This window comes from Pedobacter insulae, from assembly GCF_900113525.1.
GTDB classification, from domain to species: domain Bacteria; phylum Bacteroidota; class Bacteroidia; order Sphingobacteriales; family Sphingobacteriaceae; genus Pedobacter; species Pedobacter insulae.
This window is the reverse complement of record NZ_FOPP01000011.1, coordinates 17,666-29,703: the sequence shown is the minus strand read 5'-3', so window position 1 is coordinate 29,703 and position 12,038 is coordinate 17,666. Positions and strand designations below refer to the sequence as shown.

Sequence of the window (12,038 nt, the reverse complement as noted above, 5' to 3'; positions counted from 1 at the left end):
ATGACGCAATTTTTTTATAAATGTTACACCATTTTATTTAATAATAAAAGCAAATGTAAGACAACTCGTTTAAAACTATTGTTAAAAATTGTTAATTATGTAAGCACTTACATTTATTTACTATGGAATAGGTATCCACTGTAAGCTAAGCCTTTGGCTACACTTTTAAAATTGTCGCCGGAGTTTAGGCTTATATGAGGGAACTTATCCTTGAATAACTTTTGAATGCTGGCTACCATAGAAGTTCCGCCGGTTAGGAAGAGGCTATCGACATCCTCCTCGCCAATGCCATGCTGTGACATAAATTGGTTTAGATAAGCAGCTATTCGATCTACATCTTTCTTGATGATTTGTTCGTAGTCCTGCAATGTAATTTCTTCTTCAATTTCGATACCCATTTGATGATAGCTAAAATTTGAAACCTTAGCATCTGAAAGCGTAATCTTCGTTTTTTCAATGGATTGGAATATCGAATAACCCAAGTTATGATCAATTAATGTAATTAGGTTTTTGAATTTAATGTCTTTACCAGAAAAGTAATAGTAATCTTCTATGTCTTTTTTAATGCGTAGTCCGTTAAAAAAATTCATCTGATCCCATGAGCAAATGTTTGCGAAAAGAGACTTCGGCACAGTTAAAACTTTCCCCGGAGTCGCTTCATAAGTAGTATGCTTTCCGAAATATGGTGTCCCTTTCTCCCACATAAAGGCCGAATCAAAACTATCGCCTCCTACATATATGCCGCCAGTTGCCATCATGTCGTCCTTGCGGTCCAGACTTCCAACTTTTGCGGGATCTAGCACTAAATAAGTGAAATCTGTTGTTCCTCCCCCTAAATCGGCAACCAGTACCTTTTCCTTTTTTACCAGTGTTTTTTCGTAGGAAAAAGCTGCTCCAATTGGCTCAAATTGAAATCGAATCTCTTTAAATCCCGCAAGTTGGGCCGCTTTATTTAGCCGGGTTTGAGCCAGTGTATCTTTCTGTACATTATCATCATCAAAAAAAACAGGTCTGCCAATAATGGCTTTGCCACAATCCTGTCCCACTAATTTATCTGCTCGCTCTTTTAATTCCTTTAAAATAATGGCCACCAGATCTGAGGCATTATACCTTTTATGATGAATTCTGGTTTCGGTAAAGCTACTTCTTGATAAGATCTGTTTAATTGATTTAATAAATCTCCCTCTCATTCCATCAGCTAGGTAAGCTGTAATAGCCTCCTCGCCTACCACGTAACTTTTCTCTGCTCCAGTATTTAGTTGGTGATAAAAGTAAATGAGGGAAGGGATAATGATTGTACTGTGGATTTGGTTCGAATCCTCGTCATAAATTGCCAATGCTGAATTGGTTGTTCCAAAGTCAATTCCATATAAAAATTTCTTCATGATAAGCCGAGGTAGAACGATAAAAAATTAGTGGGGCGGCGAAAGTATAAAAAAATAACTTAAGAAAAAAATTCTCTATCAAATACCCTTATGATAAATGCTAGGGATTTCTCATTTGATTCTGCCGTTTTCGTTTTCAAGTGCCGAGCTCCTGCTCCGTGGCCCCTTTGCATTACCGGATGCGAACCTATAACTAAAATTGAACCTTAGCTGCCTGGTTTCGAAGTAGCTGTAATTTTGAATATACAGTTTCCCTATACTTTGTACCGACTTTGCCTTGCTCCCCTTATACACATCACTAAACACCAGCCTTAAACTAGCTTTTCCTGCCATAAAATTTCGTTGCAGCCCTAAATCTACCGAACTATTTGCTCTTGAGAATTGATTTGCTCCGGTTAATCTCTTCGAATTATATGTACCTATTACCTCGGCCGTGAGTTGATACGGCAACTTAAAAGTCTGTTGCAGATTCATTCGAAGCGCATTTTGTTTAGGATCAAGTTTTCTATCTCCTCCAAAATCTATGTCATTGAAAAGACGGAACAATGTACTATTAAAGGTTACATTCCACCATTTAGCTGGACGCAGCATTTGAGTTAGGCTTAAAGCCATATGTTGTTGCACACCAAGGTTACGGGGAACCATTACTATGCTAGCCTGGTCAACCGTATCGGTAACTTCCACACTAAAGTTATCAGTATAAGTATAACTAAGTCCCAAAATAGTTGAGCTTTTATAAAGATACTGGAGTAAACCCCTATTACTCAATTGGGGTTGCAAAAAAGGATTTCCCTGCCAATAAGAAAGTTCATCCAATAAATAGATAAATGGATTGAGGTTTTGGTAGGCAGGACGATCAATCCTCCTGGAGTAGGTCAAAGAAAAATGATGAGCTGCGGTAAGTTTTAAGTTAGCAGAAAAGAAAGGAAATAAGTTTGTATAATTTCTGGTGATTGATTTTGCATTACCAGATATTTCGGAAATCACTGCTAACGCACCGAGGGAAGAAGAATGCTCTACTCTTAATCCGCCATAAAGTTGCCATTTTTGCATGCTTTTAGTATAATTGACATAGGCGCTGGCAATTTTTTCCACATAAGTGAACTGATTGGACCTCGAAGGATCTAGGAATTCGCCATCTGTTTCTACGGTCAAAAACCTGGAGTCATTTTTCGTAGATACTGACGAATATTTGGTTCCTGTTTCCAGTTTTCCTTTCCATAGATTTGTGGTATAATCCAATTTTATAGCCTTTAAACCAATATCAATTCCATTTAATGAACGATAAAGATTATCGCTTAAAACCACGTTATTAACCGCTAGGTATTTGTTTGATTGTAGGTTTTTTGCACCTTTAGTAAAATCACCATAATCTGCATCAATGTTAATTATCCTTCCCAACGTATCTTCATATTTATAGTTTAGATTAACATTATAGCGTTGTGTTTGCTGATAATAGTAATCGTTTATTGCAATAAGTCGCTGATCAATTTGCATGTTTTGCGCATCGCCTATTTCCGTATTGGTATCGGTAATCCCTCCTCCAAAAATAAAATTCCCATTTAATAATAGGCCGATGGTTTGATTTTTATCAATTGAAAAATCGGCTCCTAATCTAGATCCCATTTTTTTTCTCTTATCTATATCATCTGTGAAGCTATTGAAGAACTTGTCCCCTTGAATCCTGTCAGCTCCGTAGAGATAGGAAAAATTACCTAAAAAGTGACTATAGTTGCCATATATATTAAAGCGATTTTTCCTATAAGTAAGCGATAAATCCTGATTATTTCTGAGGTATACTCCATAACTCAAACCCGTAGTAAAGCCGGCGCTAAATCCCTGTATAAGCGACTTCAAGGTCTTCACATTAATAATCCCAGCAGTTCCTGCAGCATCATATTTTGCGCTCGGACTACTTATTATCTCTATCGATTTGATATTTGATGATGACATAGACCTTAGTATCTCTGCAGTTTCCCTAGATGAGAGGTAAGTTTGCTTTCCATCGATTAGTATGGTTGTGCCAGGCTTGCCATTTAAGGAGACACTGTTATCATTACCTACCACAACTCCCGGCGCCCTGCCTAATAATTCAAGAGCATTCAATCCCTGGGCATTAATGCTCTTGGAAACATTAAACACGATATTTCCACCGTCCATTTCTATCACTTGCTGACCATTATTTACATTAACCTCCTTAAGTTGCTTAGTGGTTGGTTTTAGCTTAACTTTGCCGAAGTCTATTGGGTCAGATTTAAGAGCGACTCGAGAAAAACCAATGCTTACACCTTCGTAACCCAACGAGGAGAGTCTCAAAGTATATGGCTGATTTGCCAGCAAATCATATGCTAGCGTAAAGCTTCCATGTTCGTTCGCTATAGTGCCCCCTACCTGTACTGAATCTTGCAGAAGTGAAATGGTGGCAAAAGGTATTGTTTTACCATCTAGATCAACGGCGAAACCAGACAACCGCACCGCATCCGTGGAAACTAACGTTGTATCTGCTATTTTACGATCTTGTGCCCTTGTTAGTATCGCATTTAACATCAGTATAACTAGCACAATAAACTTATTCATATCGGTAATTAGTTCAAATGTTAATTAATTTCCTATCCTACGTTTTTCTTCATCATTACTCTGCTCTATCTTTTTGGCATTAAATTTTTTACCCGAGCTGAAATTATAACTCACTGACAAGCTAAAATTCCTGGTTGGTCTCTTTTGATAAAAATCAATTCTTGTATCGCCAAATTCTGTAAAATCTTTTTCCCTGGCTGTGTTCAGCAAATCTGCCACATAAAAACGTATTGTTAAACTCTTATTTAACAATTTTTTAGAGGCTCCAAAATCCGTATAAAGTTGATAGGCAATTTTTGTGTTTGCCCGTACAAATGGCGAACGATAATCTAATCCGGCGTCCAAATCCAGGAAGTTTTTTAAAGTGAAAACATGGTACGATCTTGCATAAAATGTAGTTTGGCTTATACGATAATTTGTTAAATTATAGCTAAGGTTATATCCTGCTAACGAAGTATTTGTTGTCCACCATTTAAAAATTTTAAGCGGAGCATTAAATGAAAACCCGTATTCTTTGCTATTACTAAAATTCCGGGTTTGGTATTCAATTACATTTCCCACTGGATTTGCCAGTTGGGCAATTTTATCTAATGTGAGGGCATAATATATATCTGCGGAGAAGCCCTTCCAAAAAACTGTCCCAACTTCAAGTTTGTGCATGTACTCTGGCGTCAGGGCTGGATTTCCCAACTGGGTCAAATAATCATCAAACTGTAATCGATAAGGATTTAGATCTGCAAAGCCTGGTCTTTGTAATCTTCTCGAATAACTTAAATAGAGCGCACTACCATTTTTCTCATTCAACTTTTGATTAACGAAAAGTGAGGGGAAAAGTCCCAGATAATCCCTGTTAAACTTTGAATTCTCCGTAAGAGAGTTACCTTCCATATCAGTATACTCCGCCCTAAGTCCGACTTTAGCGCTCAGCTTACCCCAAGTTTTTTCCAATGATGCATAGGCCATTGATAATTTTTCGTTATAAATAAAACGATTACTTAATTTGGGGTTTATCTGCCAGGTTCCCTCTATTAAATTTTCATTTAGAACTTCATTATCTCTTTTAGTGGCTACAAATTTAAGTCCTGTCTTAAAAGAAAGTGCTTCACCAAACACTTTGGTGTAATCAGTTTGCAAGCTATAAAGATTAGTCTTATTGGGTGTATTATTACGATAAGTTGAGTTTTTCGGTGTAAAACTATATACTGAACTAAAATTATTCAACTCTGTTCGGGTGCTGTATACGTAATCGGCAATCATCTTTAATTCTGAACCAAGACTGTCCGTTTTAAGCAAGTAATTGAGTGTCGACGAATGAAGAGAGGGCTTTCTGAACCATTCCGACCGCGCTTGTCCTGTAAGGGGTTGTCCTCCCTGAAAGGAGATGTAAGTATCGAAATATTGGTTCATTTTGCTCTCATTCTGTACAGATTGAAAACTCAGAGATTGATTTCTACCGAGGTCATAAGCAGCGCTAACCCGATACATTAATCTCCCATTGTTATTATATCTATCAGTATTACTGGCATAAAAATCTTCGTTGGGGTAATTAATTTTTGTACTTGCAATATAGTCGCTCTCTTCTTTACCACCAGATATATTACCTGACAAGTACAAGCTTTTAAGCTTATAATTTAAGGAGATTCCAGAAGACCAAGCCGGACGGTTTTCCTGCTGTCTGTACTGACTAGACATTAGACCTACAAGACCATCCTTCCGCGTCTTCTTTAGTACAATATGGATGATACCTCCAGAGCCGGCTGCCTCAAACTCAGACGGAGGGCTAGAAATAATCTCGATCTTAGCGATGTCTTCCGATCTTAAAGTGCGTAAATATTCGGCTAGATCCCCCTCAGACATTCGCTGAACTACATTATTAATCATCACCATCACAGATTGGTTTCCTTTTATTTTAATTGAACCATCCCCACTTACCCATATTCCAGGAGATTTTTGAAGTACTTCGAGCCCGTTGTTCCCCACTTCTAAAAAACTCCCCTCTACGTTTACAATAAACCGATCAGTTCTTCTTTCTACCAAAGGCTTCTCGCTAATAACACTCACGGCTTTTAATGTCTGCCTGTCTTCAGTCATGACCACACGTTTAAGTGCAGTTGTATCTGGATAGATAAAATTAAGCTCCAATACTTCATAACCAATAGACGAAACCTTTAACCTATAAGCATGTTGTTTTTCAAAGGAATGCGAAAGTTGGTAATTTCCAATTTCAGTGCTGATTGTGCCGGTTACCAAGGTACTGGATTCGAAGAGGCTTACCGATGCAAATGGAATACCTTTCCCGGTTTGGTCAACAATAACGCCATTGAACGATGTTTTTGATTGCGAAATGTTTTCTCCTTCAGACTGTTTTTTGCTACCTATTGCAATTAACCTATCAGATACCATCCTATACGCAAGCTTTTTCTCCGGAAGTATATTTGCGAGTACTTGTGCAACAGGCATACGAACCACGTTAAGGGACACAGTCATCGAATCAGAAATAACTTCGTTGCTATACACAAAAGTATAACCGCATTTATTTTCTATCTCTTTAAAAAATGAGTGTATTGATTGATTGTTTAGATTTAAAGTCAACTTACGATCCTGTGCGCTTAGTATTTGATAGCTGAAAAGCAATACCATTGTCAATAAACATCTTTTCATGATTAGTCTTTAATCACTACCAACCTCTTGTTGATGGTATAAGTTAATGGATAGGAAAGTTTAAGCGCAGCTAATGCTTGATGAATGGTCTCATTTGTAAATGTTCCGCTAAAGCGTTTTTCCTTTAATTGCTCGCTTTGGATTTCTATGTTCAAATCGTATTTTTTTTCCATTCGTAAGACAAGATCCTTGAGTTTCTCTTTACGGAATACAAGTGTATCGGCGACCCACTTTGTGTCGCCCAGTAAAACTTGAGAAGCCATTGCAAGAACCATAAAATTATTTTGGGCTTTGTTTTCCGTAGCAGAAAATATTAGTTTCTCATTTGGTTTAAGCAATATTTTATGGTTGCTGTCTAGTTTATCTGTTACCTGAATGAGGCCTCTTACCAGTGCCACTTGTATTTCCTTATTTTCCTTATAAGCCTTTACATTAAAAGCAGTTCCCTTTACCTCAATATCTATTTTACTCGCATGGATAATTAAGGGAACTTTTTTGTTCGTTGTCACATCGAAATAAGCTTCTCCTTCTAAAAATATTTCTCGTTTATGTTTCCCATAGTCCTCATTATAACTTATTACCGACCTTTTGTTCAGCCATATTTTGGTACCATCATCCAGCATTTTAAACAACTTCTGATTCGTGGCAACGATTTTGACTAAACCAGGATCGGCATTACGATATAAAAATTGATAACCTAATAAACTTGCACCGATGAAAATCACCAGCATTGCCGCTATTTTCAACATAGGTAAACCAGCAAAAATAGCTTTCCTGGGAAGGGAATAATTAAACTTTTCTTTAAAGCCTTCCTCCTCTGCAATTAAAATCATTTCCCAGATATGATTAAGTTGTTCCAAATTTGAACTACCTACTGTATGTTGCTTGAAATAGTGTTCGAACTCACTTGCGAGGCGTTTAAATTCTTCGTTATTTTCGATTGCCTGCTCCAATAACGCTTCATCAGCAACTGAAATCTCTCCTGATAGTTTACTAGATAAGCATTTTAAGAATTCGTCCTTTTCCATTTTGTTTTATCATTTGTGTTAGAACCGTATATTGTGAAGACACAAGGTTTTTGAAAAATACCTACTCCTTATAAAAAAAATAGCAGTGGCAAATCCGACAACGCTTGCTTTTTGGAAATTCTTTTTTGGGGGTGGTAACCAATGTAATCACTAATCGCTTCGGCGAGTGCCTTAACAGCTTTATAGAGCTGATTTTCTACCGTTCTTACAGAAATATTTAAGATTAAGGCGACCTCCTGTGCTTTTAAACCATCTTCCTTGATGAGTTTGAATATAAGCTTACGTTGTTCGGGTAGCGCTTTCACTGCCAGGTCCAACTGCTTTTTGAGTTCTTGGTTTTCCATTTTCAGCCCATCATCATCTGAACACAGAGCTATTGATTGATGTAATTCTTCATGGAAGAATTGGGATCGCTTCTTCTCCGATCTGATCAAATTTAGGCAAGCATTCTTGATGGCAATAAAAAGATAAACTTCTGGATTCAGTATTTCAAATAGTCCGGCTCGTTTAATCCATATTTTAACAAAAAGTTCCGAGGTTATTTCCTCAGCACTTTCCTGATTTTTGGTATATTGTTTAGCAAAAGTTAAAAGTTTGGGATAATACATTAGGAAAAGCTCATTGAATGCGAGCTTATTCCCATTTTGTATTTCTCTAAAGAGCGAAAGGATTTTTTCTTTTTGTTCTGGCATCAAATTAAACCGCTTTTAGCTTAAGCTTTGGCATCTGTGTTGAAGACACCAGGGTTTAAAGATATACTTATCTAAAGATAAAATTTAATGAAAATTATGTTTTTCCTGGAGGCTTTAACAAATCCTGGGTTTTTGATTTAGCTGTTATGGCTTTGACAATTTCGTCGAGTTCATTAGCTGAAATGGAAAGGTAATCAAGTACTTTTTGCTGTTCCTCAGTACTTTCGCTTAGATCAGCTAAAGTCTGAATTAGCCCCATTATTCGAGACAGGGGTGCGCGAACATGGTGTGACTGGATCCACGAAATTTCCCGGAGCCGTTCATTTTGAGCTTCTATGGCATGGATATAACGTTGTCTTTCAGTTATGTCTGTACCAATTGCCATGTTAGCTTTAAAACCCGCATACTGAATTGGCGCAACTTGGATTTCGACTTCCATCAGTTCTCCGTTCTTTTTTAAATGGGTCATAATCACATGAAAAATTCCATCGTGCTTCAACCCCTCTTCTACAGCACTATACATTTTTTCAAGATCTTCAGCTGGCCTAATGTCTCGCAAAGTCATCGCTAAAAACTCTTCTCTGCTATAGCCGTAGTGAAGTACTGCTGCATTATTAACATCCAAAAAACGCAAGGTATCCACGTCGGCAACCCATGCTGGTAGCGGACTAAAATTAAACAGATTACTATATCTTTCTTTCGACTCTTCTAGGTCAGCGTAAATAGCTTTCCGTTCGGTTATGTTTACCATTGTTCCGATCAATGCTGGCTGTCCCTGATACAATGTGGTCCCCCCTAAAACCTCAAACCATAAGGGTTTGCCCTCCTTGTTCACTATCCTAACTTCATACCTCCCGCTGGCTTTGCCGTCAGTTGCTAACCTTTCTTTAATATTTTCCCGTACAAGCTTCATATCGCCAGGATAAATAAAGTCTTCCACTTGTTTATCAATAATCTCATGCTCGGCATACCCAAACTCTTCCACAATTCGTGGATTTACGTATACTATCTTTTCATTCTGAACGATATAGACCCCAACGGTAAAATTTTCAACCAAGTTCTGAAACTTACTTTGGGATTCAGCTAGTTCAAGCCGATTTTGAATATGCTGCACAGCAATAGCCATATTAGCTACCAGGCGCTTTAAGGTAATTACTTCATTCTCGTCAATGGTCGTACATTCTTTTGCATGGATGCATAATTCACCGTTTTCGAAAGGCAATATAATGGTTGGTTCTACAGCACTAACATCTTTCTCATTTCTTATCCAGGCCAATTCATACCTCCCAGATTCCACTATGCATTTGCACACCCTCGTAAAGAGGCGGCCGATATGATCCTCGTCCAGAATGATATCATTAATCTGATTAAGCAAATTAAGTTCCTTATTCGCTTTATTAACCTGAGCCGTTTTTACTTCAATTATCTTATTCAGTTTGTAAGGTTCTCGCGCCCTTCTATAAGCAAGCAGGCTAACTACTACCGAAAGTAACAGGCCCATACCCGATATTAAAAAAGGGAATCTATTTACCACATAACCCTGAGCATAACTCGTTCGCATGACCCAGTCCCCTTCAGGGATTTCACTATCAACGTATTCACTTTCTTTGTCGGCTTTTACATTAGACATGGTGTAGGGGAAGCTTTCCCCCTTTTGCACTTTTATTAATTGATAAGCGAATTTTTTTTGGTCAACACCCGTGTGAGCAATTGCTTTCTTGATAATGTCGAGCCGCGTAAGTACGGTAGCAACCGCTATTACTTTGTTATCCTTTAAAATTGGCACTTTCCCAACTATGCCTGTATCGCCAAAACGAAGTTGTCTTGGACCACCAAAATATATATCCTTTCGATTTTCGGCAAATGCTTCTTCAGCTTTACGAAGGGGGTCACTATTTACGTTAGTTCCAATTGTATTTTTATAAAGTGTATCCGGGTAAGCATTCTTTACGATACCATTTTCAGTGATTTGAAGTGCCTGCGCATAGGGGTTGTTATTCAGTATTTGACTGGCTATACTATCAAACTTAGCAGGAACACCATATTGCTTATAAATAATCGCCAAAGTTTTCGCTACGGCTATATCACTCACTAAAATATTCCTAAACCGGTCTTTCACCGCAGCAGCCTCATGCATTAGTTCATTCTTCTGCTTCTCTTTAGCTATCTTATATTGCTGAAACGTTAGTAACTGCGTAAGCACCAACATAAGTGAGCATACGATTGCAAAAACTAAAGAGGGCAGCTTGGGCATACTAGCAATTTAAACAAATCCCTGATTGATTGCAAATTAAAAACTTTACAAATAAATTAGCTATTTGCCCGGCTGGGTTAAAGCTTGTTCTACTCTTTGCATAAAGGGTTTTAAATCAAGGTCAAAATTGGTTTTTGCGAGTGGGATTTCGTCGGCAGTTTTTACGGTTGGGGTATAACCTCCAGATGACATATAAAAGCGGTCGGGAAACTTGCTGGATACGCCCTGCTCGTAATCAACTCGTTGCCCTTCTTTACCATCTGTATTGCTAAAACGAACTTTATTAAAGTTTACCCATTTGTTTAATTTAGCATCGAAACCCCAAGCATTGTAATAATAAGCTTCTCTTCTCATCTGGCCATTTGTATAGCCAAAATTTTCTAAGAAAGAATAAAACCCATCAAACAACCGCTGTTCCTTTGGCGCTTTCCAACTGGCAACATACACCCAATCTTCATTCTCTAATCTATACCAGGCAGATAAAACAACCGAATTATTGTCCTGCACGGCAGCATTCATTAAGAATTTTACCGGCTTACCGGTTTTCCAGTTCGCATCCTTTACATAAGATTGCCCGCCAGTACCTTCTCCACCAAAACTGTTCGTGGTGGTACGTTCTCCTTTATCAACCAAGGTCACAAAATCTTCCTTGGTCATCGATTTATCCTTTTCAGAATCCTTGCTATCCCAAACAGAAAACAATACTCTTCTTTCGGTTGGCGAATTGGTTTGGATACCCATATAACCCCTAAAAAACCCCAGGCTCATGTAATAGGTAGCTAACGGGTCTTGTCCTTCGGGGACAATAATTTCCTGGTAAATCCAATTATATAATTTAGCAGTGTTGTCGGTAGACTTAAAAGATAAATGAACAGATGGTGAAGATTGGTAATCTGTTTGGTTTACCTGTGCGCCTGGAGATTTAGTATTAAAAACCAAACTATGTATTTTGATAGCATCAGCTGGTGCTGAAAGTGGTTTAAGTTCATATCTGAAATACCCGGTTTCCGGCACTTCGATTTTTGCAACATACAGCGAATCTTTTTGGCCATTACCTTTAAATTTTACGTGGCGATTTATATTCCTAAATTGCTTATTCCCTGCGCTTGGTTTAATCGTTAGCTCAAAATCCAGATTCACCCCACTTTTCACCTCATTAATGATAGAAAATTGATAACTACCTTTAGTATGGTATAAATACCACACTACACTTTTGCTTTTATCCGTCCATCTAGAAACGATTCCCTTATGCTCTGGGTAGCCAACGGGTACACTTACACCTTGCTGCCTGCCACCCGTAAATGGTTCAACGTAACCTTTATTTGCGGGCACATAAAATACCGACTGGCCCAATACAACGTTAGCACTCAAAACTACCAGGAGTAGCATGACGCTACATTTAAACATGTTCATTTTATTCTTCATAGCAGAAAGTTAAACC

Annotated in this window: 7 protein-coding genes; all 7 read right to left on the bottom strand. The window is 38.0% G+C overall.

Translation table 11 applies throughout. The annotated features are described in order from the left end of the window. Nucleotides 1-113 precede the first annotated feature (113 nt). Nucleotides 114-1,385 carry an Hsp70 family protein gene (locus tag BM207_RS16245; protein WP_090996771.1) on the bottom strand — a complete coding sequence of 424 codons (1,272 nt, stop codon included), beginning with the start codon at nucleotides 1,383-1,385 and terminating at the stop codon, nucleotides 114-116. Nucleotides 1,386-1,496: 111 nt separating this feature from the next. Further along, nucleotides 1,497-3,962 (bottom strand): TonB-dependent receptor, encoded by a 2,466-nt coding sequence (locus BM207_RS16240; RefSeq protein ID WP_090996768.1) that lies wholly within the window; start codon nucleotides 3,960-3,962, stop codon nucleotides 1,497-1,499. Nucleotides 3,963-3,986: 24 nt separating this feature from the next. Then, nucleotides 3,987-6,623 (bottom strand): outer membrane beta-barrel protein, encoded by a 2,637-nt coding sequence (locus BM207_RS16235; RefSeq protein ID WP_090996766.1) that lies wholly within the window; start codon nucleotides 6,621-6,623, stop codon nucleotides 3,987-3,989. Between the two features lie 2 nt (nucleotides 6,624-6,625). Continuing rightward, nucleotides 6,626-7,651 (bottom strand): FecR family protein, encoded by a 1,026-nt coding sequence (locus tag BM207_RS16230; RefSeq protein WP_090996763.1) that lies wholly within the window; start codon nucleotides 7,649-7,651, stop codon nucleotides 6,626-6,628. A gap of 68 nt (nucleotides 7,652-7,719) precedes the next feature. After that, nucleotides 7,720-8,343, bottom strand: coding sequence for an RNA polymerase sigma-70 factor (locus BM207_RS16225; protein ID WP_090996759.1), 624 nt, complete (start codon nucleotides 8,341-8,343; stop codon nucleotides 7,720-7,722). Nucleotides 8,344-8,437: 94 nt separating this feature from the next. Beyond that, nucleotides 8,438-10,597, bottom strand: coding sequence for a PAS domain S-box protein (locus BM207_RS16220; RefSeq protein WP_090996756.1), 2,160 nt, complete (start codon nucleotides 10,595-10,597; stop codon nucleotides 8,438-8,440). 60 nt (nucleotides 10,598-10,657) lie between these two features. Then, nucleotides 10,658-12,022, bottom strand: a complete 1,365-nt coding sequence (locus BM207_RS16215) for a DUF3472 domain-containing protein (RefSeq protein ID WP_245768144.1) — start codon at nucleotides 12,020-12,022, stop codon at nucleotides 10,658-10,660. Between the last annotated feature and the right edge of the window lie 16 nt (nucleotides 12,023-12,038).

Bases quoted from the DNA above. Each gene is read 5' to 3' on its own strand.
- BM207_RS16220 (WP_090996756.1), bottom strand. From the start codon at position 10,597: ATGCCCAAGCTGCCCTCTTTAGTTTTTGCAATCGTATGCTCACTTATG.
- BM207_RS16245 (WP_090996771.1), bottom strand. From the start codon at position 1,385: ATGAAGAAATTTTTATATGGAATTGACTTTGGAACAACCAATTCAGCA.
- BM207_RS16240 (WP_090996768.1), bottom strand. From the start codon at position 3,962: ATGAATAAGTTTATTGTGCTAGTTATACTGATGTTAAATGCGATACTA.
- BM207_RS16215 (WP_245768144.1), bottom strand. From the start codon at position 12,022: ATGAAGAATAAAATGAACATGTTTAAATGTAGCGTCATGCTACTCCTG.
- BM207_RS16225 (WP_090996759.1), bottom strand. From the start codon at position 8,343: ATGCCAGAACAAAAAGAAAAAATCCTTTCGCTCTTTAGAGAAATACAA.
- BM207_RS16230 (WP_090996763.1), bottom strand. From the start codon at position 7,651: ATGGAAAAGGACGAATTCTTAAAATGCTTATCTAGTAAACTATCAGGA.
- BM207_RS16235 (WP_090996766.1), bottom strand. From the start codon at position 6,623: ATGAAAAGATGTTTATTGACAATGGTATTGCTTTTCAGCTATCAAATA.